This window comes from Rhodopirellula sp. SH410 (assembly GCF_055811895.1).
Map to the genome: position 1 here is coordinate 7,345,343 of NZ_CM147949.1, position 26,286 is coordinate 7,371,628.

21 protein-coding genes are annotated in these 26,286 nt (G+C 57.3%); 6 read left to right on the top strand and 15 right to left on the bottom strand.

Features of this window, described 5'->3' with window-relative positions:
- Nucleotides 1–161: 161 nt before the first annotated feature.
- The 5 genes from arsS to SH410x_RS26945 form a co-directional block, all read right to left on the bottom strand.
- A complete protein-coding gene (gene arsS / locus SH410x_RS26925) occupies nt 162–1,232 on the bottom strand; it encodes an arsenosugar biosynthesis radical SAM (seleno)protein ArsS (RefSeq protein WP_473672477.1) in 1,071 nt (356 codons plus the stop codon).
- Between the two features lie 228 nt (nt 1,233–1,460).
- Nucleotides 1,461–2,636: a methyltransferase domain-containing protein gene (locus tag SH410x_RS26930; protein WP_473672479.1), complete on the bottom strand. Its 1,176-nt coding sequence runs from the start codon at nt 2,634–2,636 to the stop codon at nt 1,461–1,463.
- Nucleotides 2,637–2,738: 102 nt separating this feature from the next.
- Nucleotides 2,739–4,304 carry a mercuric reductase gene (locus SH410x_RS26935; protein WP_473672481.1) on the bottom strand — a complete coding sequence of 522 codons (1,566 nt, stop codon included), beginning with the start codon at nt 4,302–4,304 and terminating at the stop codon, nt 2,739–2,741.
- A gap of 60 nt (nt 4,305–4,364) precedes the next feature.
- Entirely contained in the window at nt 4,365–5,147 is a 783-nt protein-coding gene (locus SH410x_RS26940; protein ID WP_473672483.1) for a TVP38/TMEM64 family protein, read from the bottom strand.
- 148 nt (nt 5,148–5,295) lie between these two features.
- Complete coding sequence (locus SH410x_RS26945; protein WP_473672485.1) at nt 5,296–6,240, bottom strand: DUF547 domain-containing protein; 945 nt, start codon at nt 6,238–6,240, stop codon at nt 5,296–5,298.
- Nucleotides 6,241–6,523: 283 nt separating this feature from the next.
- On the opposite strand from SH410x_RS26945, the gene SH410x_RS26950 reads away from it, so the two are divergent.
- Complete coding sequence (locus tag SH410x_RS26950) at nt 6,524–7,366, top strand: DUF547 domain-containing protein (RefSeq protein WP_473672487.1); 843 nt, start codon at nt 6,524–6,526, stop codon at nt 7,364–7,366.
- A 44-nt stretch (nt 7,367–7,410) separates the two neighbouring features.
- Here SH410x_RS26950 and SH410x_RS26955 read toward each other — a convergent pair whose 3' ends face one another.
- A complete protein-coding gene (locus SH410x_RS26955; RefSeq protein ID WP_473672489.1) occupies nt 7,411–8,145 on the bottom strand; it encodes a PAS domain-containing protein in 735 nt (244 codons plus the stop codon).
- A gap of 135 nt (nt 8,146–8,280) precedes the next feature.
- On the opposite strand from SH410x_RS26955, the gene SH410x_RS26960 reads away from it, so the two are divergent.
- Both SH410x_RS26960 and SH410x_RS26965 read left to right on the top strand, forming a co-directional pair.
- Nucleotides 8,281–11,463 (top strand): DUF1553 domain-containing protein, encoded by a 3,183-nt coding sequence (locus tag SH410x_RS26960; RefSeq protein WP_473672491.1) that lies wholly within the window; start codon nt 8,281–8,283, stop codon nt 11,461–11,463.
- A 159-nt stretch (nt 11,464–11,622) separates the two neighbouring features.
- The gene (locus tag SH410x_RS26965) at nt 11,623–13,011 is read left to right on the top strand and encodes a DUF1501 domain-containing protein (protein WP_473672493.1); all 1,389 of its coding nucleotides are present in this window, start codon (nt 11,623–11,625) and stop codon (nt 13,009–13,011) included.
- 125 nt (nt 13,012–13,136) lie between these two features.
- On the opposite strand, the gene SH410x_RS26970 is transcribed toward SH410x_RS26965, so the two are convergent.
- Nucleotides 13,137–13,889: an LON peptidase substrate-binding domain-containing protein gene (locus tag SH410x_RS26970; protein WP_473672494.1), complete on the bottom strand. Its 753-nt coding sequence runs from the start codon at nt 13,887–13,889 to the stop codon at nt 13,137–13,139.
- Between the two features lie 201 nt (nt 13,890–14,090).
- Between SH410x_RS26970 and SH410x_RS26975 the strand changes: the two genes are divergently transcribed.
- Complete coding sequence (locus SH410x_RS26975) at nt 14,091–14,675, top strand: dCTP deaminase (protein ID WP_473672496.1); 585 nt, start codon at nt 14,091–14,093, stop codon at nt 14,673–14,675.
- A 2-nt stretch (nt 14,676–14,677) separates the two neighbouring features.
- Here SH410x_RS26975 and sdhB read toward each other — a convergent pair whose 3' ends face one another.
- The 4 genes from sdhB to SH410x_RS26995 all read right to left on the bottom strand — a co-directional run bounded on the left by sdhB (nt 14,678) and on the right by SH410x_RS26995 (nt 19,527).
- On the bottom strand, nt 14,678–15,532 hold the full coding sequence (sdhB, locus tag SH410x_RS26980) for a succinate dehydrogenase iron-sulfur subunit (protein WP_473672498.1): 855 nt from the start codon (nt 15,530–15,532) through the stop codon (nt 14,678–14,680).
- A 76-nt stretch (nt 15,533–15,608) separates the two neighbouring features.
- Nucleotides 15,609–17,600 (bottom strand): succinate dehydrogenase flavoprotein subunit, encoded by a 1,992-nt coding sequence (gene sdhA / locus SH410x_RS26985; protein WP_473672500.1) that lies wholly within the window; start codon nt 17,598–17,600, stop codon nt 15,609–15,611.
- 63 nt (nt 17,601–17,663) lie between these two features.
- Nucleotides 17,664–18,548 carry a succinate dehydrogenase cytochrome b558 subunit gene (locus SH410x_RS26990; RefSeq protein WP_473672502.1) on the bottom strand — a complete coding sequence of 295 codons (885 nt, stop codon included), beginning with the start codon at nt 18,546–18,548 and terminating at the stop codon, nt 17,664–17,666.
- A gap of 217 nt (nt 18,549–18,765) precedes the next feature.
- Nucleotides 18,766–19,527: a response regulator transcription factor gene (locus SH410x_RS26995; RefSeq protein WP_473672504.1), complete on the bottom strand. Its 762-nt coding sequence runs from the start codon at nt 19,525–19,527 to the stop codon at nt 18,766–18,768.
- Between the two features lie 379 nt (nt 19,528–19,906).
- Here SH410x_RS26995 and SH410x_RS27000 point away from each other — a divergent pair, with 379 nt between their 5' ends.
- Nucleotides 19,907–21,223, top strand: coding sequence for a citrate synthase (locus tag SH410x_RS27000; protein WP_473672505.1), 1,317 nt, complete (start codon nt 19,907–19,909; stop codon nt 21,221–21,223).
- 189 nt (nt 21,224–21,412) lie between these two features.
- Here SH410x_RS27000 and SH410x_RS27005 read toward each other — a convergent pair whose 3' ends face one another.
- The 4 genes from SH410x_RS27005 to fliP are packed head-to-tail and all read right to left on the bottom strand — an operon-like array spanning nt 21,413 to nt 24,590.
- Nucleotides 21,413–22,495 carry an EscU/YscU/HrcU family type III secretion system export apparatus switch protein gene (locus SH410x_RS27005; RefSeq protein ID WP_473672507.1) on the bottom strand — a complete coding sequence of 361 codons (1,083 nt, stop codon included), beginning with the start codon at nt 22,493–22,495 and terminating at the stop codon, nt 21,413–21,415.
- A 3-nt stretch (nt 22,496–22,498) separates the two neighbouring features.
- Nucleotides 22,499–23,290, bottom strand: a complete 792-nt coding sequence (locus SH410x_RS27010) for a flagellar biosynthetic protein FliR (protein WP_473672509.1) — start codon at nt 23,288–23,290, stop codon at nt 22,499–22,501.
- Between the two features lie 2 nt (nt 23,291–23,292).
- Nucleotides 23,293–23,559 (bottom strand): flagellar biosynthetic protein FliQ, encoded by a 267-nt coding sequence (locus tag SH410x_RS27015; protein ID WP_473672511.1) that lies wholly within the window; start codon nt 23,557–23,559, stop codon nt 23,293–23,295.
- Nucleotides 23,560–23,603: 44 nt separating this feature from the next.
- Nucleotides 23,604–24,590 (bottom strand): flagellar type III secretion system pore protein FliP, encoded by a 987-nt coding sequence (gene fliP, locus SH410x_RS27020; RefSeq protein ID WP_473672513.1) that lies wholly within the window; start codon nt 24,588–24,590, stop codon nt 23,604–23,606.
- Between the two features lie 188 nt (nt 24,591–24,778).
- Between fliP and SH410x_RS27025 the strand changes: the two genes are divergently transcribed.
- Complete coding sequence (locus SH410x_RS27025; protein ID WP_473672515.1) at nt 24,779–26,068, top strand: MFS transporter; 1,290 nt, start codon at nt 24,779–24,781, stop codon at nt 26,066–26,068.
- The last annotated feature ends 218 nt before the right edge of the window (nt 26,069–26,286 follow it).

The window sequence follows — 26,286 nt, forward strand, 5'->3', positions numbered from 1 at the left end:
CGAGACTGCGCGTCGAGCCCATGTTCAAACAATCATCAGCCCACAAAGAGCGTGGCGGCCAAGCAGGGCGAAACACCGAAATCACTAAATCGGATGTGTAAAAACGCCAATCTCGGGCCGCGTGGAACCCGAACAAACGCTCGTATTCTCGCTTGCAAGAATTAGCATGTTGCCTCCGGCATGCTCTTGATAACGGCCCCCTGACAACTTGATCCGCATCCGGCCGTGCAGCCAAAACAATGGCGTCCCGTCATGATTTTCCGCCTGGATAGCAACTCGAAGTCGAAGGCTTCAATATGTTGTGGCATCTCGCTATCCAGCTCGATGTTGAGCATCTGATTGAAATCGCAGTCGAATAGCCGGCCTTGCCAATCGACGGACAACATCGTCCGACACATCACGCCCTCGACGGTCAGAGGATTGAAATGGTCGATCAACGTTTGCATGTACTCGTCTAATTTGCCTTCTCGCAACAGGTCATCTAGAAAACGGCTGATGGGCAAATTCGTGATCGTGTGCAATTCAGAGAACTCGATGTCATAGCGAGACTTCAGCTCGCGACGGTACGTCGCTTCGAGCTCTTCTTGCTGTGGTGGCAACGAGAGACCGATCGGGTTGTAGACAAGCGACAGTTTGCGGCCGGATCCTGGCAGGCCGTAGCCGAGTGCGTTCAGACGTTTCAACGCGTCGATGGATCGCCGGAATACGCCGTCACCACGCTGACTGTCGCAATTTTCTTCCAGATAGCACGGCAAGGAAGCAACAACTTCGACGTTATGCTCGGCCAGGAATTCAGGTAGGTCCTTAAAACCATTGGCCATCAGGATCGTCAAGTTGCAGCGATCGATTACGCGGCGTCCCAGCCGACTGGCTTGCTCGACCAGCCAGCGGAAATGGGGATTCATTTCCGGCGCACCGCCCGTGATGTCGAACGTCGGGATATCGGTTCGGCCTAGCACGTCGATGACAGCTTCAGCGATTTCCCGCGACATACTCTCACGTCGATCGGGGCCGGCATCAACATGACAATGCGTGCAAGTCTGATTGCACACTTTACCGACGTTGATTTGCAATACCTCGATGCCCGTGGCTTGCAAGGGAACGCCCCCGCTGTCTCGCAGCTTCTGGTCAAAGTAAGGCTGTTGTCTTGGATCTAACTCACGTTCCAAGATATTTCGCTGCACGGCGGCATTGGCCAGTTCCGCATTTTGTCGAAGTAAGCTGAGTTGCATGGGGATTCCTTTGTGTAGCCACGCTTGCCAAAGCGTAGAGAGTTGTGTAGCCACGCTTGTTAAAGCGTGGAGAGTCTGGTGGGGCCACCGGTTTATCAAAGGTGACGACGGTGTTAGGAACGAGAGAGAATTACTGTCTAAGGAACGAGCGGAAAACAAGTGGCCGAACGCTCCGCGGTCGGAATGGTCGACCGTAGAGCGTTCGGTGATTGAATTCCCACTCGCTCGCTAGCAGCACGCGGCGTCGCCACAACCATCGGCCGGGTGTTCTGTTGTTGCGTGATACTCTAGGCCTTTCGTTTCGCGTGGATCACGCTTTGCATGTCGCCGGCAATTGAATGGCTGAGCCTCTTCGAGCGGAACATCTTCATGGGGTTCGATCGCGTCGAACAGTCCTGAATAGGGAGCCGCTTGAAGCAGATGAAATGTTTTATCGCAGACGGCCATCCGCTCACCACGGCGATAGGTATGTCCATCATCGTCTTGAACTTTCTGGAACGGCCCTCGATACACGACCGCTTGATTGCGTTCCAGGCACGGGCCTTGCTTCCCCTTGTAGGCGACAATGGTAACAGACCGAAACTCGATCCCTTCGACGGTTCGCCATGGTTTGCTCTCTCGCTTGACCAGCTCGATACCATGAAAACCAGCTTCCTCGAACGCCTTCAAAAATTCGTCTTCGCGGAACGCACCGGTAATGCAACCCGACCAAAGGCTGGGGTCTTGCTGCAATCGTTCGGGCACCGATTCGTCACTGACGATATCGCTGATCGCAGCTCGCCCGCCGCGTCTCAAGACGCGAAAGATTTCGGCAAACAGTTGTCGGCGATCCTGCTGCCTGACAAGATTCAACACACAATTCGAAAGAACACAATCGACAGAATCATCAGCAACGAGCGGTTGGTCGTCACGCAAGCGTTCTTCGACTTGGCGAAGTGCGAGATACCCGGCAGCGTCGTTGACGGGGTGCTTTGATAAATCGCCAGCGAGTTGATCTAAGTCGAGCTTCAGGTCTTGAATCAGTCCGTATCGAAAATCGACATTCGAATAGCCGAGACGCTCAGCCACCGTCGGCGCGTGTTTGCGGGCCAAATGGAGCATTTCACGATTGCAGTCAACCCCGATCACATGGCCTTCAGGGCCGACGACTTGGGCGGCGATGAAACACAGCTTGCCTCCGCCGCTACCTAGATCCAGCACCGTCTCGCCCGCGCGAACGAAGGGCGTGGGGTCGCCGCAGCCGTAGTCCTTCTCAATGATCTCTGCGGGAATGACGTCAAGCAATTCGGCGGAATACTGCACCGGGCAACACAGTGCGGGTTCGACAGCGCCGGCAGCCGCCGCGTAACGCTGATAGACCGAGGCTTCGGTTGGCTGAGTCTCGGGGATTGTCATTGGTCTCATGAAACCGATTTCCATTGGGTGACGAGTGACGACCGCGCCTGTTCCAAATCGGCGGTGTCTGTCCGAGAGGACGCGCGGCGTTGCAGTTCCTTACAAAAAAACTCAGCTTCCAACATTCAGTCGCCTCAGTATCCCGAGCACCCGTTTGCTAAACGGCGTCAGCCTTGTGCGGTTGAACTGATCGCCTAGCTTGCGAATGGCATCGGCTTGCGTTGGATAGGGGTGAATCGTACCAGCAATTTTACCCAGCCCCAAACCGCCCGTCATGGCGACGGTGATTTCGGAGATCATGTCGCCCGCGTTCTCCGCGACAATTGTCGCGCCGATGATCGTATCGGTGCCTTTCTTGGTGTGGACCTTCACGAACCCTTCGTCCTGCCCCTCCAAGATCGCGCGGTCCACGTCGCTGAGATGCTGCACGTAGGTGTCGATCTCAATGCCCGCCTGCTTCGCATCTTCCTCATACATGCCGACATGTGCAATCTCGGGTGAGGTGTAGGTCGCCCAAGGGATGACCAAGTCACTCATCTTTTTCTTGCCGAACGGACCGACAGCAAATAGAGCGTTCTGTATCACGATACGGGCCATGAAGTCGGCGGCGTGCGTGAACTGGTACTTTGAACAGATGTCGCCGGCAGCGTAAATACGCGGGTTGGTCGTTTGCATGTAATCGTTGACCTTCACACCTTTCTTGTCGAAGTCGACGTGGACAGCGTCCAGGTTCAAATGCTCGACATTCGGCGCCCGACCCACGGCGACCAATAATTGATCGATGGGCTCGTCATAGCTCTTGCCGTGCGAATCAACGGTCAGCCGAATACCGGCATCGTTCTTGATCTCCAGGTTTTGCCCGCAACAGAGCAACTTGACACCTGCCTTGGTGATCGACTTGTGAACGATGTCGGCGGCGTCACGATCCTCTTTCGTCAGGATGCCGTGTTCAGATTCGACCAAGAATACTTCCGAGCCGAGCGAGGCGAATGACTGTGCCATCTCGCATCCAATCGGTCCTGCACCAATGATCCCCAAACGTTTAGGGATCTCCGTTAAAGAGAACACGGACTCGTTGGTCAAATAGTCGACCCCGTTGAGTCCCTTGATCGGTGGTGCCGCTGCTCTTGCCCCGGTCGCGATCACTGCTCGTTTGAACTTCAACGCGGTTCCGTCAACCTCGATCGTTTCGGAGTCGATGAATTTCGATTGCCCAAAGTAAACATCAACACCAAGGTTGCTGAAACGAGCGGCCGAATCATTGTCGCTGATCTGTGCCCGCAGTTTTCGCATCCGTTGCATCACACCTGCAAAATCAACCTGCATGCCAGCGGGGATATGAACCGAGAAATCGCTCGCATTTTTGATCGTCGCGGCGACGCGAGCGGAGCTGATGATACTTTTGGACGGGACACACCCGACGTTCAGGCAATCGCCGCCCATCAGGTCGCGTTCAATCAGAGCGACGCGAGCACCGAGTCCCGCGGCACCGGCGGCGGTTACCAACCCAGCCGTGCCGGCGCCAATGACGACCAGGTGATAGGGCTTGCTAGGCTTCGGATTCTGCCAATTCGGCGGATGAACGTTCGCCTCGAGAGACTCGTTGTGTTCGTCGCGAGGCTGTAACTGGATGAGATCCGAGGTGGATGAGCTGTGATCTGAGTTGGCAAGATCCATGATTTTCTTCCTTGTTGGTGCCGTTGAGTTTTGAACTGTCGAGTAAAGGAATGAAAGCAATTATGAGTTCGCGTCATCGCTGGGAGCGTCGACGGTCGCAGGGTTCGTCCGCTTCAGGTACTTCATCGCAAACCGAACAATCAAAGGAAAGACACCGAGGAGCACGAATGCGATCACAATTTGAGTCAATTGAACGGGACTAAAAACGGCGCCGATGCCCTTATCGGCCAGCGTTTGCAAGTCCGGGACGCTGGAACCGGCGTAGACGTAGACGAGAGTCCCCGCAAACATGCCTAACTGGCTGACCCACCAAAACGTTGCCGTTCGGATGGGAGTCAGCCCCATCACGGCGTTGATGACAAAGAAAGGCACGGCCGGGATGAGCCGCATGGTGAAGAGAAAGAAGGCACCTTCTCTTTCCAGTGCCTCATTGAAACTTGCCAACCGCTGGCCGAAGCGAGCCTGAATCGAATCTCGAAACAAAAACCGACTCAGCAAAAACGCAACCGTTGCCCCCGCAGTCGAAGCAAAGCTCACCAGCACAATGCCGCGAAGGAGCCCGAAGTACCACCCGTATACGAGTGTCAAAACGGCGGCGCCGGGGAGCGAAAGCCCAGTCGCGACGACGTAAACGAGAAACGCGGCTCCATAGACCATCACCGGGTGATCGGCTTGGAAGGCGCGTAGCTGCGTCTCCCGTGTGGCGAGGTTCTCAATACTGAGCAGGTCTCCGAACTGCGTGTACGCAATCACCGCGATCGTGGCAACTGCGGCGAACACGATCGCCTTCTTGGCGATCCCCGAACTCTTCACCTCGGTCGGAAGTTGATTGTCAGTGGCCATGGTTCTCACAATGCCTCAGTTTTTCGTAGTGCAGGCAGCCTGCCTGGAGTACGGTTGATGGATTTATACAGCGTCTCAGAAGTTGACGCCGTCCTGCCTGGGTCCTTACAGACTCTTCGCACCTTTTCATTGCACGGCCAATCGTCTGCTATCGAGGCCGCTGGTTCTGCACATCGTTGAGATCCCAATCATAGGGCAACCATTCGATCTGCGGCATCACGCCGTCTGCGTATGCTCGCTGAAGCGGCAATGAGTAGCGAGCGGCGAATTCCAGCGGGCTGCCAGCGACTTGCGTGAAGTCGTCGCCGTACCAACTATAGAGTTGGGTGAGAGAAACCGTCCTAGCGTCGGGTTCGAATTGGAACCAGGTATCATGGTCATGAATGTACTCCGACTGCGCCTGGAGTTGCTGTTCCAGCTGATTCGCAGTGAACGCTTCATTTCGTAGCGGTGGGCAACTCAAAGCTGCGCAAACAAGTGCAAAATGGATTCGTGGCTCGACGAACTTCGGCCGAATCTGCTCATGTTCGATCTGGTTCAGACTCCATACATTTCCACCGATGTTCCAGCGAACCGCGTCCCATCTTTCGTCTTCGGGTATGTCCTGGATCGAACGGATCGGCTGGTGATCGAGGATCAGCTTCAATGTGCTGGCATTGTAGGCGTTGATGAGCAACGCGAGTTTCTCATCCCGCCCCATCTCGTCCAAGGGTGCGGCCGCGACGGCGTTTAGATAGCCGTCTAATTCTGCCTCATTCACTTGCAGCCCGGCGTAATCCACCCAGCCACCAGCGTCCACGTGTTGCTGCAACAACGTGTTCAACGCAGAGTGATCGAAACTCGGCCCAGAATGATTCGTCGCATATGCCTCTTTCAGTTCGACGCGTGGCGGCCCGAAAAATCGGACGATCAAGTTTTCAAACGGCAAGAATGCGGCGAGCGCGATCAGCACAAAAATCGCAGTGCCCAGTAACGCCCAACGACGGAAGGCATGCCAATGACGGGCCCGAGGGCTCGTCGAATTGCTCGAGCTACCCGGAGGATTTCCTGTTTCATTTTCCATCTTTAGACCACTGGCGTTGGCGAGATTCATGCTGGGACGATACGGATCGCCAGCGAGCACCAAGGAGACGGGCCCAGCGCCGGATCCTTACAGATTTTCCTGCTGCCATTGAGAAATCAAATATCGAGGGGGCGCCTCGCTTGTGGGAAGGACCGACGGGCTGCGGTACCGGCAGGTACCCTGCGTAATCGGGCGGGTCATCCATTCCAATCGCCATTGAACATCACACGAAGAATCCAGGAGCCCCCGACCCGCTCGATGAGGGCTCTTTCGATTCAAACCATTTCCCCCCCAGTGAACGGAGTCTCTCCCAATGAAATATCCAAGCCTTTCAATTGCGATCATCGCGAGTGCATTGTTTTTGCCCACGACCCAGTGCGATGCCGGACAGAAGATCAAGGTGGGCGCAAACGTCCCCACCAACGAACTCATTTCGATGGACCAGATCGACCATGCAGGCTGGGACGCGTTGCTCAATCGCTACGTCGACGCCAATGGAAATGTTGCCTACAGCCAATGGAGCCAATCGGCCGCCGATGTGCAGGCGCTGGATTCGTACTTAGCCACACTCTCTGCAGCGAATCCACGCCGGCCCGCGGACAAATCTGCAACGCTGGCATTTTGGATCAATGCTTACAACGCGGTGACCCTTCGCGGCATTCTTCGCGAGTATCCAACGACCAGTATCCGCAACCATACGGCGAAACTATTTGGATACAACATCTGGAAAGATCTGTTGCTCACCGTGGGCGGCACGCCCTACTCGCTCGATCAGATGGAGCATGAGGTACTACGCAAGCTGGGCGAACCACGAATTCACTTCGCGATTGTCTGTGCTTCACGCAGCTGCCCTCGTCTGCTGGCCGAGGCCTACACCGCCGATAAGCTTGATCGCCAATTGACACTGAATGCGAAGAACTTCTTTGCCAATCCAGGCAACTTCCGTTACGACGCTGCGCGACGGACGTTTCAACTCTCAGCGATTCTCGATTGGTTTGGCGAGGATTTTGGCACCGACCAAGCCACCCAGCTTCGCACGATCGCACACGACTTGCCGTCACGCGAAGCCTACGATGCGGCGACCGCAAACGCGGTTTCGGTTTCGTATCTCGACTATGACTGGGGACTGAACGATCAGGCGTCGGCACCAAGGTAGCGGAGGACTGCGCAGGACTGTCTACCGAGCGGTCGATCTCTGTGTCACCGCGATCGATATTTCGTGGGCGATAAATTCATGATCCGCCGAAACGTGCGACTGAAGTGAGCGTGATCATAGAAACCGCAATTCTGTGCAATCTCAGACACGGTCTGATCGGTTTCGTGCAACATCCTCGCGGCATGCTCAATGCGTACGCGAACTAAATACTGTCGCGGCGATGCACCGAAGGCATGGCGGAACCGACGCTCGAAGTGACTGACCGAAAGCCCCGCCATATCGGCAAGTTGTTCGGTGGAGAGATTGTCGGCAAATCGCGTGTGCAAATACTCCATCACGCTGGCGAAAGCATCGACGGTTCCTGAGGGAGTCTGAATGCGTTCGATCTGACGTGAGAAGCCCGCGACGCCGATCACTCGACCGCGACGATCTCGCAAAGGAATCTTGCTGGTCATCACCAACCGAGGTGAACCAGCATCCTCGGGAGCACTCTCCACGCGATTAATGATCGCTTCCCCCGAATCCATCACCGCGACATCGTCGGCGCGGTACTCATCGGCGCGTGGCTTGGGGAAAAACTCCGAGTCGGTTTTCCCAATCGCGTCCGCTTCCGTCGCGACACCGCAATACTCACAGCCGCGGCGATTGAGCGCCATGAACCGGCCCCGGCGGTCTTTCACGAAAAATGAATACGCGGGCAGGTGGTCAAATAACGCCAGCACTTGATCGGTTGAGCCCAGTCGATCGAAGAAAGCCTCACGCATGCTGGTAGTTTCCATGGCTTGATTTTACACGAATTTGGTTCTAGCGTGCAAGACTGGGCGGAGCGGATGGGCGACAATCTGAGTGTGGCTAGATGCCGCGTTACTTGGAAAGAGTCCCCCCGTCGCTCGCCTCAAAAGATCCGGCACAAAATGTCACGCATCGCATGGTTACTGTTATTTTCGGGATGTTCGACTGTCCTCGCTGCATCTTCCACCGTCGCCAAAGACATTGACTTCAATCGAGACATACGACCGATCCTGTCGGACAAGTGCTACTTCTGCCACGGTCCGGACAGCGGCACCCGGGAAGCGGGACTGCGATTGGATGCTCGAGACGAAGCGATCGATGTGATCGAATCGGGCGAGTTGATCGACCGGATCAACAGCCCTGACGAGGAGATGTTGATGCCACCGCCAGCATCCAAAATAGCACTCAGCGAAGCGGAGAAACGAACAATTCAAACGTGGATTGAGCAAGGGGCAGCCTACGAAGGTCACTGGGCGTTCGAGTTGTTGCCCGACAGTGTCGCCGTGCCCCCGGTCAGCGAACCGGACTGGTGTCGCGAAACGGTCGACCACTTTGTGTTGGCGAAACTGGAGGAAGAGGGGCTCATGCCGAGCAAAGAGGCTCAATCGCTGCGCTGGCTACGGCGGGTCACGTTGGACTTGACTGGACTCCCCCCCACACCTGCCCAGATCCACGACCTTGAAGTGAAACGGGAACAGTCCGACGAAGCGGCGTATGAGCAAACCGTGCAGTCGCTGCTGGATTCGCCCGCCTTCGGCGAGCACATGGCCGTCGCCTGGCTCGACGCCGCCCGGTATGCAGATTCCTACGGGTACCAATCGGACAAACTCAATACTCAGTGGCCCTATCGCGATTGGGTGGTCGCAGCGTTCAATGAGAATCTGCCTTACGACGATTTCTTGACCTGGCAAATCGCAGGCGACCTATTGGACAATCCCACTCGCGAGCAGATCGTTGCGACTGCGTTCAATCGTATTCACCGGCTGAATAATGAAGGTGGCGCCGTGTACGAGGAGTGGCGTGTGGAGAACGTCGCTGACCGCGTTCACACGTTCGGCACCGCCGTACTGGGGTTGACGATGGAGTGCTGCCGGTGCCACGACCACAAGTACGATCCCATTTCAGCGAAGGACTACTATTCTCTCTCTGCGTTCTTCAATTCCATTGATGAAAGCGGCGTGTATGACCGTACTGAGAAAGTACCTTGCCCGTCGGTACTATTGCCCACCCCGGAACAGCAGTCTGACTTGGAGCTCGCCAGTCGCAGATTGGCCGAGGCAGAAGCCGCATACCAGGAAACGCTCCACGAAGCTCGTCAACGATGGGCATCCTGGACGCCGGAGCCTTCCAAATCGCTAGCGATTCCTGACCTTCGACTCGCCTTGGCATTCGATCGCGACTATGCGAATACGCTCAAAAATATTTATCATCCCTCAGAGTCAGACCGTTCCTGGACCCGTATGCCTGAATTGGTGGCCGTCGAAAACAGCTCGCTGCCACGACTCGATTCCGAGGATGCCGCCGACATCGATGCGTCAAAGGCAATGCCTCCCCGACGCGCGATCCAACTCGATGGCGAGCGTGGCGTGACGACGCACGGGATACCTCCCCTGGATCGCTGGTTGCCGATGTCAGTGATCGTATCCCTGCGAGAGACCAAACGATCTCCGCTACGCAGCCTGATCGCGCATCACACGCGTGGGACGGATTGTGGATACAACGGATGGGACTTAACAATCGAATCCGGGCACCTTGAATCACGCCTGGCCCGGGTTTGGCCGGGCAACGCAATCGGCGTTCGCACGGCGGAGCCGATTCCGCAGGATGTGTGGCATCAAGTCACCGCAACCTACGATGGTTCATCGACAGCAGCCGGATTGAAGTTGTATCTAAACGGCAGCCCATTGAAAACGATCGTCTTACGTGACGAGCTGAAGAAGAGCTGCAACGTGGTGGTGGATCACGGTGGTGAGTTTGTCATCGGGCAGCGGTTCCGATCCCGTGGTTTTGACGGTGGGTTGGTTGATGATGTTCGCGTTTACGATCGTGCACTGACCGAAGTCGAACTGCAGGCCCTGGCAGGTGTCTCCCTCGAACCGGCATCGAGCAAACCGAGTTTCGCATACTTTGCATCCGCCATTGATCAACCAGCCCGCACTGCACTGCAATCCTTGACGCAGGCGCGTCGAGCCTTTGTCATGGCCGAAGAAGTCATGAACGAGATTCCGATCATGAGAGAAACCGAAACCCCCCGTCCGGCATACCTGTTGGCACGCGGCGAGTACGGTGCCCCCAAGAATGACGAGACGCTGGTGAAGCGAGAAACGCTATCCAGTTTGCCACTGGCGTTCCCCGATGATGCTCCCAACAATCGACTCGGATTAGCCCAATGGGTGACCGACCCCACGCATCCATTGACCGCACGGGTCGCGGTGAACCGTTTGTGGGGAAACTTTTTCGCGTCACCCTTGGTCCGCACACCCGAGAACTTTGGATCCCAGGGAGACTTGCCCACCCATCCCGAGTTACTCGATTGGCTCGCTCGCGATTTCATCTCCAGCGGATGGGATGTCAAACGTTTGTGCAAGCAGATCGTGCTTTCGGCAACCTATCGTCAGGATTCATCCGCCGGCCCTGAGAAGCTGGAAGCCGATCCGACGAACCAATGGCTGGCCCGGGGACCATCTCACCGACTGGCAGCCGAGCAAATACGTGACGTCGCATTGGCCGCCTCTGGGTTGATCGACGATGCGATTGGCGGCCCCCCAGTGTCGCCCTATCAACCGGGCGAAGACCTCTGGAAGGAATCCAATGGCATGTCGCCGCCGTACAAACAATCCGTCGGCAAGGCACTGTATCGTCGCTCTCTGTACTCCGTGTGGAAGCGAACGGCGCCGCTGCCGAACATGATGGCGTTTGACTCGACCACCCGCGAAGTCTGCACTGTCAAGCGTTCACGAACCAACACTCCCCTGCAAGCTCTGGTACTGCTCAATGATGTCCAGTTCATCGAAACGTGCCGAGTCCTCGCTGAACAGACCATCGACAGTGAGCCCAACTCGCCGATCGAAATGGCATTCCTTCGATTGGTCGGTCGTCGACCCGATCCATGGGAAAATGCAACTCTGCAGCAACTGATGAACGACGAGCGAGAATACTATTCCGGGCATCCCGAAGAGGCCGCGAAACTGTTGTCCCTCGGCGAAGCAGAACTGCAGTCTGACGCCGACCCTGGCGAATTGGCGGCGTTGACCAACGTTTGCCAGGCCATCCTGAACCTAGATGCGACCATTTGGAAACGATAAGCATCGGAGCTGTGTAGCGGATCTTGTGATAGGTCCCGTCCAACACAGGATCTTTCGCAAGATCCACTACGCCAGACACTTAACACTTATTCCTGAGGGAAGCTCACGATGAACCACCAACCAAGTTCGAATCCCTGCGCACTGAACCGAAGAGTTTTCATGCGAAATGGCGGCACCGGTCTCGGTGCTGCGGCGCTCAGTAGCCTGCTGAACAGCGATCTCGCAGCGGCAGGCCCGTCGGCATTGCCAACCGGGACTCATTTTCCGCCGAAGGCCAAGCGAGTCATTTATCTGTTTCAATCCGGTGGTCCGGCCCAGCAAGATCTGTTTGACCACAAACCATTGCTGCAAGAGATGAATGGGAAAGAGCTTCCCGCGGAAGTTCGCGGCGAGCAGCGACTGACGGGCATGTCAGTCAATCAATCATCCCTGCCGATCGCGGGATCGCACTTCCAATTTTCTCAGCACGGCCAATCCGGTGCCTGGCTCAGTGACCTGCTGCCCTATCACCGTGACATTGTCGACGACGTGTGCTTCATCAAATCGATGCACACCGACGCGATTAATCACGACCCAGCCATCACGATGTTTCAGACCGGGTCTCAAATTGCCGGGCGCCCGTCACTGGGGTCATGGATGTCGTATGGATTGGGCAGCGAGAACAAGGACTTGCCCGCGTTCATTGTGCTGGTTTCTGCGGGGCAGGGTGGGCAGCCGCTCTACGGGCGACTATGGGGCAACGGCTTCTTGGACTCGAAATATCAAGGCGTCCAGTTTCGTGGCGGCAGCGATCCCGTGTTGTACTTGTCCAATCCAGAGGGAATCCCGGCATCACGCCGCCGCGCCCAACTGGATGCGATCAACGCGTTGAACGAACACCAGTTCGCTCAAGAACTGGACCCTGAAATTCAATCGCGGATTGCTCAATACGAGATGGCATTCCGGATGCAAAGCAGCGTTCCCGACGCCGCCGATTTCTCCGACGAGCCCGAGTCAACGTTCGAACTCTATGGCGAGGACGCCAAGAAACCCGGCACCTATGCCGCCAACTGTTTGCTGGCCCGGCGATTGGCGCAGCGTGATGTACGTTTCATTCAGTTGTACCACCAAGGTTGGGACCAACACTCCAACCTGCCAACGCAAATCCGAGGACAAGCCCAAGAAACCGACCAGGCATCCGCGGCGCTCGTCAAAGACCTCAAACGTCTTGGACTACTCGATGATACGCTGGTGATTTGGGGCGGCGAATTCGGTCGCACCTCCTACACGCAAGGCGTCTTAACCAACGACAACTACGGCCGCGACCACCACCCCCGGTGCTTCACGACTTGGATGGCCGGCGGCGGTATCAAGCCAGGGATCAGCTACGGTGCGACGGACGAGTTCGGGTACAACATCACTGAGAACCCAGTCCATGTCCACGACTTCAATGCCACCATCCTGCACCAAATGGGAATCGACCACGAACGGTTGACCTACAAATATCAAGGCCGCCGATTTCGGTTGACCGACGTCCACGGTGAAGTGGTCGAGGACATCCTAGCCTGAGGCTGGTGGGTCGGGGCCTGACCGGCCGGGGCAATGGCAGTCCCCCGCCTTTGGGCTTGGCTCAGGCATGGGGCCGTCGGACGCCATTTTTGCCGGAAGTGAAAACGCCTTGGCACGGCGACACCTCAGTTCTCGCTAAACGGCGGTGGAAAGCTTTCGCGCTCCGGGCGACGAGAAGACTCTTCTTGAAAATCGATCTCCTGCTCACTCATACTGACCGATTGCAGGTCGATGTCGCCGCGATCCAGCAGTTCGATCAGATGTTCGGCGCGACCATCGACGTCGCTCATCTCGAGCAACTTGAGCTTGTCGGCGGGTAGAAAAGGCATCATGTAGGCGATGATGTCCGTAATCGGCCCCACACCCAATTGCCCCGCCATCAATTCGTGCAGCGTCTGATGCGAACCCGCACTCGATGGCACGATTTTCCCAAACGCCGTCAACAGCCGTCGTTTCAATTCACTTCGCCGAGCCGTTGCTGCAGGCACATAAAAATCGTCAATCACATCCACCTGCGCCGTCCGAAACGATTGCGTCGTTTCCAACTCGCGACGAATCTTGGCCCGCCGTACGCCGACCAGCAAGATATTATGCCGATCACCATCAAGCTCCGAGTGCGAAATAATCTTACCGACGCAGACGACCGGCGAGACGGCCTGCGCCGACTCCGCCGGTCCCGTGTGCGGGTCGACCAAGGTCGCCATCGTGATCAGGTGGTCGGTCGCCAACGATTCCCGTAGCAACTCGACATAACGCGGCTCGAAAATGTGCAGCGGCTGCATGGCGTGTGGGAACATCACCAAACCGGGCAGCGGAAAAAGACGCACGTCGCCGTCAAAATCGTCCGGCAGTTCCGTCGCATCAGAAAATGGATTCACAACGCGTCCCCTTGGCAGCCACACCCCGTCGGCCAGGGCTTTTTACACAAAATTCCGCGATCAAACACGGGCCATCGCCTTCGCAATACTCGAATATAACGAATTCTGCTCCTGGTGCCCCATACGAGCACGTGCAAACGAGGTAAATTACAGGGTAGTCGCCGGCCGCAGCCCACCACTCGCTACCAATAAACCCCACGCATGATCTTATCCAGCCAAGAAATCGTTGCTCGGATGGGCAAGGAACTGTCGATCGAACCATTCGATCCTGATCGGCTGAGCGCCAACAGCTACAATCTGTCGCTCTATCACGAACTCCTCGTGTATGAGGAGGTGGTCCTTGATGCTGCCAGCCCAAATCGGTTTCGAAGAATCGAAATCCCAGCGGATGGATTGATCCTGCATCCCGGCATGCTCTATCTCGGTCGCACGATCGAACAAACGAAAACGCAGAACCTGGTCCCGATGCTACACTCCCGCTCGTCGTTGGGACGACTCGGGTTGATCCTCAATCCAGGCGGTTCACTGGGGCAGGTGGGCTACTGTGGAACCTGGACGCTCGAACTGCACTGCATTCAACCCGTGCGGATTTACCCTGGGATGCAAGTCTGCCAGATCTCGTATCACGAGCTATCCGGCCAGTTCGAACAGTGCGAGCATGACAAATACCAAAACAGCACCGACATCCAGCCCAGCCTATTGCACCGCGAACTGGGCTACGACGACCGCGACACCCAACTCGAGCTGGAACTCAACTTTGACGAGGCGATTAAAGCCGCTCGGTGAGCCTACCGCTCAAACCATTTCTTAATCGCGTGCAGCGTTGTCGCTCGCCCGGTGCGGGCGATGGAAGTGGTGAGGGGGATTTCCTTCGGGCATACCGCGACACAGTTCTGGGCGTTGCCACAGGTCGCCACACCGCCTGGCCCCGAGAGGGCCTCGAGCCGATCGGCAGCGAGCGTTTTGCCGGTCGGGTGATTATTGAACAGCATCGCCTGCGACATGCCAGCGGCGCCGATAAACGCCTCGTCAAACGCCGCATTTTGGCGTTGCTTAAATGCCTCGTTACTCTCGCCGTCAGCTTGCGTCGGTTCGATTTTTTGGTACTGCGGGCACGCTTCGAGGCAGCAACCACAGCTCATGCACTGACTCAACGGATAGTTACGCTCTTGTTCCTGCTGCGAAATCCGTTCCCCCGGGCCCAGATTGTAGTAGCTATCGACAGGCACCCAGCCCTTGATTCGGTTGAGCCCGCGGAACAATCTTGCGCGATCGACCATCAGGTCGCGAACGACCGGAAACTTAGTCATCGGCTGGAGGACGATTTCATCAGGGTTCTCGACCAACAAGCGATCGACCAGCGCACTGCAACTTTGCCGCACGCGACCGTTGATGACCATCGTGCAGGCACCGCAAACCTCTTCGAGACAACCGCAATCCCAAGCGACGGGCGTGACCTTATTGCCATCGACCGTCTTTGCCTGGGCGGCAATTCGTTGCAACACGCTGATGACGTTCATCTCACGCTCATATTTAATCTTGTGCAACTCCCAGTAGGACTTTGCACCCGGTTCATCCTGGCGAAGGACGCGGACGTTGATGAACTGGGGACGATTCTTACTCGAAGGTTCCGAAGCGGTCATCGTTGACAAGACTCGTTAGGCGGCAAAAGGTGAAATGATGAGAGCAGAAAAAAATTTGGGATCAGTGCGAACCGGCTTAGCGAGTCGATTTATCTTCAGCGGCCAAGGCGGCGGCTCGCTCGTTCCAGACCTCCTCAATTGCTTCGGCACCGACGAGCCCGTAGAGCCGTGGACGCGGTGGGATCAGAGAGGTGTCCACATCTTCATACGTCAATTCGGGCTGGTTGGTTTCGCTGTTCCACGTCGCGATCGTGCTCTTGAGATACTTCTCGTTGTTGGCTTGGAACGCATCACACCAGGCCTCGGCTTGCCGACGTCGCTCGATCGGATCATCCGCCGTCAGAGGCGGCTTGATGAAGTCGGGCTTGAAGTGAGCACCGCGGCACTCGTCCCGATTCAACGCGCCCATCAGCAACGCCTTGGCGATGGGGAACATGTCCTGCAAGGCTTTCGCGAAAACCACATTCTGATTCGTCCAGGCACCCGTGTCGGCGAGGTTCACCTTCATCACCCGCTCGTGAAGCTCGTTCACCTTCACGAGCGCGTCAGCCAACTGATCGTTCTTACGGACCACCGTCGCAACCCGGGTCATCAGATCGCCAAGCTCTTGGTGAATCAGGTACGGGTTCTCATCGCTGCCCTTATTACCGTGCAGCAAGTGGTCGTGCCGATCCTGCTGCGTCTTAACGGCGCTGGCGAGCAATGACTCCGGCACATCAGCGGCGCCGGAGGCTTGCGACGCTGCGTAGTTGATGATTGACGTGCCGGTAAACAAGCCCGTGAAGATACATGAGAGCAGGGAGTTCGCGCCGAGCCGATTGGCACCGTGGTAGTGGTAGTCGCACTCGCCCATCGCGTACAAACCCTCAACGCTGGTCATGTGGTTACGCGGTGCCCCGGCTTCGAGCCCTCCGTCGGCACTCTTGACGTAATCTGCCCACAACCCACCCATGCTGTAGTGCACGGCAGGGAAGATTTTCATCGGCTCGTCCCGCGGATCGACGCCTTGGAACTTCTCGTAAATCTCGAGAATCCCGCCTAATTTGCGGTCGAGCTCATGGCGGGGAATGTGCGTCAAGTCGAGGTACACGCACATGCGGTCGGATTCAACACTGAGCCCTTCGTTGACGCAGATATCGAAGATCTCACGCGTGGCGATATCTCGCGGAACGAGGTTCCCGTATTCGGGATAACGTTCTTCGAGGAAGTAATAGCGTTCGGGCTCCGGGATCTGTTTCGGTTCGCGAGGATCCTGCGCCTTGCGAGGCACCCACACGCGGCCCCCTTCTCCCCGAGCAGATTCGCTCATCAAACGCAGTTTGTCGGCACCGGGAATCGCGGTCGGGTGCACCTGAATGAATTCAGCATTACCGTACTTCGCACCCGCTTGGAAGCAGCGACTCGCCGCACTGCCGGTGCAGAACACGCTCATCGTGCTGCGCCCGTAGATCAATCCGCAACCGCCCGTCGCGACCACGACCGCGTCGGCGGGGAAGGCCCGAATTTCCATCGTCGTCATGTTTTGGGCGACAGCACCGCGGCAACGCCCTGTCTCGTCCTGAATCAACCCCAGGAAATCCCAAAATTCATACTTGTTAACCGAACCTTCCGCTTCACGACGACGCACCTGCTCGTCGAGCGCGTAGAGCAATTGCTGGCCGGTGGTGGCGCCAGCGAATGCCGTTCGTTTGAATAGCGTGCCACCAAAACGGCGACGGTCAATGAACCCCTCTTCGGTGCGATTAAACGGCACCCCGAGGCGATCCATCAGCTCGATGACCTTCGGTGCCCACATCGCCATCTCTTTGACGGGCGGCTGATGGTTCAGAAAGTCGCCGCCATAGACGGTATCGTCGAGGTGATTCCACTCGGCATCGCCGAGCTGGCGGGTTTGGTCATTGCAACTATTGATCCCACCTTGTGCACACACACTGTGCGAACGCTTGACCGGCGTGAGGCTGATCAGATCGACCGTTGCGCCAAGCTCGCAAAGTTTCATCGTCGATGCGAGACCGGCGAGACCGCCACCGATGACGACCACGCGGGCGGGTTGATTAGACGCTGCCATGTTAAAAAGCCTTCGTGTCCGAATGAAATCAGTAGGACGAGTGAATGGAGAGAGGGAGCTGAGTTACTGCGAATCGGTTTCGACAATGATGGTTTCTTCGATAATCACTGCGTTGACATCGCCTTCGCCAAGCGGCACCGCGAGGTCATCACCAGAACGTTTATGAGGATCGTCGTAGGCTAACCCAGTCGCGACCGCTGCATCGTACATTTCCTGCTCTTTGTCTCGCGCCGCGGCAATGTCCGCTGGCCCGGGAGCCACCGCTGCCCACCATGCCGCCAAAGCGACCATCGCCAACAGCACACCGAACACCGTGCAGACCTTCGAAGCACGCCGCATGGCGGGCTCCGAAATCCACAGTCCCCACGTGATCCCCGCCGTCCACAAGCCATTGGCTAAGTGATAGACGGTTGCCATCACGCCGACCAGGTAAAACGCGGGCCAGAATCCCCACACCCACTCGTCCATCGCAGTGGCAAGTGAGGAAGCGGCGTTGTAGGGATAAAACTGGGCAAACCCCAGCGGTCTCATCACGGCCAACCAGGGGCTGAAATGAAACCAGCCTTGCAAGTGCAAAATGTGGAACATCAAAAAGACGAACGCAATCAAGCCCGTCCACCGCTGCCACGTGTATCGCTTGTTGGCGGTGTAGGGGTACTGCCTCGTGTTGAATTTCCCGCTTCGGATAATCCACACACCGATGATCGCGTGAAAGAGCAACGGCAGAAAAATCCCGCCCCACTCCACGATCGGTAACGCTGGGCCGAGCGAATGAATCAAGTACACCGCTCGCTGGAATGGCGCCGTTCCACCAAGCAGACTGGCGTTGGTGACCAAGTGGACGCACATGTACAGCCCCAGCGGCACAATGCCTAAGAGCGAGTGCAGTCGCCGAATCCCGAATTCGTGGCGAATGAAGAACGATTGGGAGCGGGTGAGTTCAGCCACGAGTGTCGGATGGGTGCGAGGTAGAATATTTTGCGCAAGATCAGCTCAGCGAGTCCAAGATAGAGGTTTCGGCGGGCAGGGAGAAGAAGGGTTCCCAAAAACGGAGGGGGCTGGAACGAAGAAAAGGGTCCACCGAGGCCGATCGTTTCGGGCCCAGAGTTCCGAAAAAAGAGGCTCCCTGCACTGCCTGAACGCTGCCACCCTTTTTCTTTTTTTCCTATTTTTCTTCTTCCGGATTAATGACAAAACGATATCCCGCGTCGCGGAGCGTGAGCAAATGCACGGGTTCGGCAGGCGCAGGCTCGATAACCTTTCGCAACCTCGCGATGAACTGGTCAACGGCGCGAGTCTGAACGTTCCCGGACACCTCCCAGACGTGGATTAATAGTTCCGAGCGGCTGATCACACGCTCCGGATTCTCAACGAAGTAACGCAGCAGCCGGAGCTCCTTCGGCGTCATCCGAACCGATTTCCCTGCGACTCGGACTTGATGAGTGCGAAAATCGACCTCGACATTCCCGAACTCGATCGAGTCCACGCTTTTTGCCGCGACCGCCCGCTGAGCGTCGTTGGTCCTCGGGCCACTCGTCGCGACCGGTACAGAGTGCCGGGAAGTTTGCAATAAATTCTTGACCCGGCTCAGCAACTCGTCGAGCTCGAATGGCTTGCTCATGTACTGATTCGCACCCACATCGAAACCGCGTGTGCGATCTTCCGGCAGCGTCCGGGCTGACAGCATCAGCACGGGCAGGCCCAATCCAGCATCGCGAATTTTTTGGCAAACCGTGTACCCACTCATCCCCGGCAGCATCAGATCAAGAATGACCAAATCGATGCTCTGCGGGCCCATATCAATCAACTGGAGCGCCGCAGGCCCGTCTTCGACCAGCGATACGCGATACCCCTCGGCCTCGAGGTTGTATTTGATGCCGATGCCGAGATGTTGCTCGTCCTCGACGACCATGATGTGTGCGCGCAACCGTTTTTTCCTCTGCTTTAAATAGAAGGCAACCGCGTGAGCGGGTCGCCAATGGAGTGAGCCGAGACGCGTGAGCGACCGGACTGGCGTCGGTGCCCCTACGGCACTCGGCCCACCAGTACGTTCACCAGCGTCGATCCAATCGACCGCCCGCCAGCGGGTTGCCGCGGATCATAGCATGTCAGTGACCAAATCGAATCAGGCGGCTTGTATCGGCTGCATGTGACCATCGAGAACACAACGGCGCCGAAAAACGGGCCGCTGATTGTCGCGCACCTGACGCGGGGCTACACTACTGGCTCGCTGGCCGATGACGGTTGACGTCCCTCCGTGCTGGCACCCTGATCGCCCACCCTGACTCCCTCGAATCGCAGCCATTATGAAGTCTTCAAACGGTTTTGAGATAGAAAAAATTGACACGGTTCAAGTCCAGATGGGCGAACAAAGCTGTGAACTCCCCTTGATCGAAGGGTCCGAAGGCGAACGGGCGCTCGATATCAGTCGTCTGCGAGCCGAAACGGGTGTGATCACGCTCGACGAAGGTTTCGTCAACACGGGCAGCACGCGTAGTTCGATCACATTCCTCGACGGCGAAAAGGGTGTCCTGCGGTACCGCGGCTACCCGATCGAAAAACTCGCTGCCAGCTGCGATTTCATCGAAACAGCTTTCTTGCTGATTTACGGTGAACTCCCCAACGCCAAAGAACTCGAGACGTTTCGAGCTGGCATTCGCGAGCACACGATGCTCCACCAAGACATGAAATCGTTCTACAACGGCTTCCCTCGCGACGCACACCCGATGGCCATCCTCGCCAGCGTCGTTGGCGCCCTCTCAACGTTCTACCAAGACTCACTCGACCTCAATGATGAGCGACAGATCGAAATCTCGATCTATCGACTGCTCGCGAAACTGCCCACGATCGCTGCATACAGCTACAAGAAGTCCGTCGGCCAACCGTTCATGTACCCCAAGAACAGTCTCAGCTATACCGAGAACTTCTTGCACATGATGTTCGCCACCCCGACGGAAGAATACAAACTCGACCCCGATTTTGCCGAGGCCCTCAACCTCCTACTGATCGTGCATGCCGACCACGAACAGAACTGCAGCACCTCGACCGTACGGATGGTGGGCAGCAGCAATGCGAACCTGTTCGCATCCATCTCCGCAGGCATCAGCGCCCTGTGGGGCCCGCTGCACGGCGGTGCCAACGAAGCCTGCGTGAATATGCTTGAACAGATCGCTCGCGATGGTGGCAACGTTAAAAAATACGTTGACATGGCCAAAGACAAAGACAACCCGTTCCGCCTGATGGGCTTCGGCCACCGCGTCTACAAAAACTTTGACCCGCGAGCGACCATCATCCGCGCCTGCTGCGACAAATTGCTAGACAAACTGAACCTTGACGACCCCTTGTTCGAAGTCGCCCAGCAACTCCAAGATGTCGCACTCAAAGACGAGTACTTCATCGAACGCAAGCTCTACCCCAACGTTGACTTCTATTCCGGCGTGATCTACCGAGCCCTCGGCATCCCGGTCCAGATGTTCACAGTACTATTCGCAATCGGGCGTCTACCAGGCTGGATCGCTCACTGGCGTGAAATGCACGCCAGCCCCGGGTTCCGCATCAACCGCCCACGCCAAATCTACACCGGCCACACCGAACGCGAAGTCACCCCTTTGCAATCCCGCTAAGGGACACAGCGAACCCGGTAGCCCCGCTCTCTAAGACGCGTTCTCCAGAACGCGCTGTACTGGCCGGGCCCCTACAATCAGTGGGCCTGAATAGGCTGCCGATTCAGTCGACGCCTGACCGGCAATGGTGAGCCGAATGCCGTCAGGGCTCGGGTATCCCGAGCCGCCCAAACGCTCACGCGACTCGGCTCATGAAGTCAACACGCCGCGAGGGGACGTCGTCCCTCCTCTGATCCCAGCGGCCTCGCTCAGCACCTCCGCCACGGCGCGGTACTCGGCGGCGGGAATTGCCTGGTCGATGTCGATGTTTTTGTAGAGGAACCGGGCGAGTGGCCCTCGCTCGACGACGAAGATCCCCTTTTGGATTGCAACGCGGCGAATTTTCCCCCCGAGCATTCCATCGCCCTTCGCCACCACAATCGGCGTGGCCATCGTGTCAGGATCATACCGAATCGCGATCGCGAGATCGTTAGGATCCGTGATAACGGCATCGGCCGTCCGCACCTCTCGCGTGACTTGATCGATGGCGAACTGTCGCGAGACCTCCCGGCGACGATCGGTCACTCTCGGGTCACCCTGCGTTTCTTTCATTTCGTCGCGTAGTTCTTGGTCGGTCATCATCAAGTCCTGCTCGAATTGCCATTTCTGGAACGCCCATTCGAGTAGTGCCAGAACGAACAGTGCCGATCCAATCCACAAACACACGCCCAATAGCGTATGGAACATGGCCGAAGCGATCTGCGGTACGGACATCGCTGCCATTCCCACCACGCGGTTCTGATGCGCCCGCAGCGCGTAGTACGCCACCGCGACAATCACGCCGACTTTAACAACGCCGAACAGCAAACGCATGATGCCGCGAACCGAGAGAATGCGCTGTGCACCGGAGAGTGGACTGATGTTACTGAGCTTGGGCATCAGCTTTTCGGGTGACAGGATCAGACCGACCTGACTGACATTGACCGCAATCGCACCGACAAACATGAGCAACAACAGCGGTGCGATTGCGAGCGTGGCCTGCCCGCATGACCGCATCAACTCGTGCGTCGCGTCCTGGGATGAATACGCCTGCAGATGTGCATCCGAGAGGGCCGATTGAATTCCACTCGCTAGGATCGACGCCGTTTTTGCACCGAAGTAGTACATCGCGCCGATCGCCGCCAGCAACAGCGACGCCGACGTCAAGTCCTGGCTCTTGGCAACCCGGCCCTGCTCGCGAGCCTGCTTGCGTTTCCGATCCGTCGCGAAGTGTTTTTTATCTCCATCAGACATAAATTACTGCCCCTCAGCGAAGACCATGGACAATCGTGCGACGTTGGCAGCTAAGTCGTCTTGAAAGATCCAGGCGACTGAGCCGATCGTGAGCGATGTCACCACCAGCAGCGCCAGCGCGTTGACACTCAGTCCCACCGCGAGCACGTTGATCTGGGGCATCGTACGGCTGATCAGTCCGGTCACCAAATTGCTCAGCAGCAACGCGGCAACGACGGGCGCCGAAACACGCACGCCCGAAGCGAGCGCCCCGCTCATGCAGTCCGTGATTGCCTGCATCATCGATTCGTGGAACACCACGTTGCCCGGCGGCATGGAATCGAAACTCTCAACGAGCAGGCTCAGCATGACGCGGTGACCGCCACTGAGCAGCATCACGGCCGTGACCAACATGCCAACCATCCGAGCGAGCGCCGGCATGCTGCTCTTGGTCGCCTCATCCATCGCCTCGCCTAATTGCATCCCACCCGTGCTCGTGATCGCTTCACCGGCGAGCTGGATCCCCGTAATCACAATTTGCACCGTGGCCCCGATCAACATCCCCACCACCCCTTCACGCACGATTGCAATCGTGAGATCAACCAGGTGCTCGAAATCAGGCAGATCTTGCATGCTGGGACGATCGGCGATGGTGGGCAACAACAGCGCAGTCATCATCAACGCCAACATCGCCTTGACCCGCCGCGGTACGCCGACGCCAATCGCAGGCATGGCCGCCAACATCATGCTCAATCGAGTAAACACGAGCACGCCGACGACCATGTGCTCGATTAACCAATCGACCAGCGCCGCCATGTTCAGAGCCCGCCCGCCGTTTCAAAGACACTGCGGGTAAACTCGATCATGCGCGTCATCAGCCAAGGCATGCAAGCGACCAATACCGCCGCCATCGCGAGCAGCTTGGGCACAAAGGAAACGGTCTGATCTTGTATCTGCGTGAGTGCTTGAACAAGCCCAATCGCCAGCCCCGCGGCCATCCCCACTAACAACAGCGGCGCCGCCAAAACGACAGCCATTAGCAGCGCTTCGCGAATCAAATCAACAGCGGAGGAAGGTTCAAGCATTAGTAGGACGAATCCAGGAAAATGGAGGGTTCAGTGGCGGGTGGCTAAAAAGTTCCGAAGCTGTTCATCAACATTTCGACAACCAATCGCCAGCCATCGACGAGGACAAACAACAGCAATTTGAACGGGAGCGAGATCACGGCCGGTGGCAACATCAACATGCCCATCGAGATCGTGACACTGGCGACGACCAGATCGACAATCAAAAACGGCAAGTAGATTTGAAAGCCCATCAAGAATGCCGTTTTGAGCTCACTCAGGATGAACGCCGGCAGCAGCACACGCATTGGCACGTCTGAAAAAGTGCTCGGCAACGGGGCGTCGGCGTCCATATAGCTATAAAACAGATGGACATCATCGTGATTACCCGCCGTATCGATTTGCCGGGACATGAATTCGCGAACGGGAATGGAACCAGCGTCATAGGCTTCGACCAATGACATGTCGATCTCGGGATCGGTGTACGGTGCGATGGCATCGTCATAGACACGCGTCCACACCGGTGTCATCACGAACAGCGTCATGAACAGGGCAACGCTCGTCATCACTTGACTCGGCGGCAAAGACTGCAGGCCGATCGCTTGCTTCAGCAACCCGAGCACGATGATGATTCGCACATAGCACGTTGTCATCAACAGGACGGCGGGGGCGAGCGACAGCACGGTGAGCAGCAACATCGCCTGCAGACTGCCGGACAGACCCTCGGGGCTGGTCCAGTTCTCGGGGCCACCATTGAGGAAATCCAGCGGCTGAGCACTCGACTGCGAGCCTTCAACTTCGGCACTCGGCGCCCGGGGAGCATCGGCCTGGGGAGCATCGGCCTGGGGAGCGATTGCCTGCTGGACTCTCACCCCTTCAATTCGGTCACCCGCGCCGACCCGAATCGGGGCCGGCGTGTCAGCACGCATCGCTAAATAGGTTGATTCGGTCGCCAAATCGTCCGCCCGCAGCGGGATCGCCGCCATGCTGATCGCGAGCACCATCAAGGCGACGCCAGCAAAACGGATGCGATAGACGGAAAGAAGGAACACGTAGCGGATACCGTCGAGAGAGGACGCCGGGGATGCGAAGCTCTCGAACTTTAGGAAAAATCACCCTTTTGGCGAAAGATGTTTTCTTTCTACGCTCTCTCTCGATAAGGGTTGCGTACTTTCCGCTAGCGACCAGAGGTGTGGCTGGGATCTACCTACCCGTGGGCGCATCGGCGATGGTGTCGATCATGAACTTTGTCTCCCATGGATTATCGCGTCGCCTGCCGTTTTTCTACGGCTACGTGATGCTGCCGATAGCGATGCTGATGCAGGTCGGCACCAGCCCTGGCCAGACCTTCGCAGTGAGTGCGTTCACGCCCGCACTGCTAAAATCACTCGAGCTATCGGAAAGTCGGCTGGCACTTGCCTACATGCTCGGAACGTTCCTGGCCGCCGTGCCGCTATCCTTCGTGGGCCCATTCTCAGATCGATTTGGACTGCGTCTGACATCGGTGATCGTCGTCGCGTCACTTTCGGGGGCATGCTATTTCGCGTCGACCGTGACTGGATTCGCCACTCTATTGGCAGCGTTTTTCTTGCTCCGGTTTTTAGGACAAGGGTCACTGACCCTGCTGAGCCAGAACACAACAGCAATGTGGTTCCGCTCCCGGATTGGCCGCGTCTCCGCGATTATCAGCATCGGTACCGCGGCAGCGTTCGCCTGGGTTCCCCAAATGCTGCGTCAAGCGATCGAGGAAAACGGTTGGCGGTCGACCTATCAAGCCTTGGCGATTTTGGTTTCACTCCTATTGCTGCCATTGATTGCACTGTTTTTCCGCAATAAACCGGAAGATCTCGGGCAATTACTCGATGGCATGACCTCCGACGAACGCCACCATTCGCACCTAGCGCCCACTGCGATCAGCGATGATCCCTCGATGACACTGGCCCAGTCAGCCCGGACGGCGACGTTCTATATCTTGGCGGCATTGAACGCCATGTTGGCCATGATTGGCACCGGGATCGTGTTTTATCTATTCACACTTTGTGAAGACCGTGGATTTTCGAGCTCAACCGCCGCGACATTGTTTAAATCGTTTGGATTGAGCATGCTGGCGATGCAGTTCGCGGGCAGCGTGGCGACGGATTACTGGCGACTGGATCGGCTGCTGGGACTCGGCGCAGTCCTGCTCTGCCTGGGCTTGGTCCTGATCGGGTTCGCACGAACCACTCTCATGATGCATGGATTCGCGATCTGTTTTGGTGGCGGCCAAGGCATGCTGATGGCCGTCAGCGGGGTGGTATGGGTTCGCTACTATGGACGCGAGCATCTCGGCAGCATCCGCGGGACGGTGTGGTGCGCGACCGTTGCCGGCAGTGGCCTCGGCCCCCTGGTGATGGGGACGGTCAAGGATGCGACCGCCAGCTACGACATCGCTATCCTGATCTTCCTGCTGCTGATGGCCCCGCTGGCCATCGCGGCCTGGTTTGTCCGCCCGCCGATCGCGCCCCCGATCACAGCCGCCAGCGGTAGCTGAGAAGCCCGTTCGACGGCGGGGCCTGCCGACGATTGCGCAACCCATCTCGCCCAGGACAATGCCCCGGGCATCCCTACGACGGCCCCTTCCGGGCCCCGGCACGCTGAATCAACCATCACCATCAATCGAATCGATGCCCCTCGTGGCGGGGAAGGATCGCTGAAAAATGGGACCGCCGGCGAGCCCTCGCAGCAAAATGCCGCCGCCGCTCCGCCGCT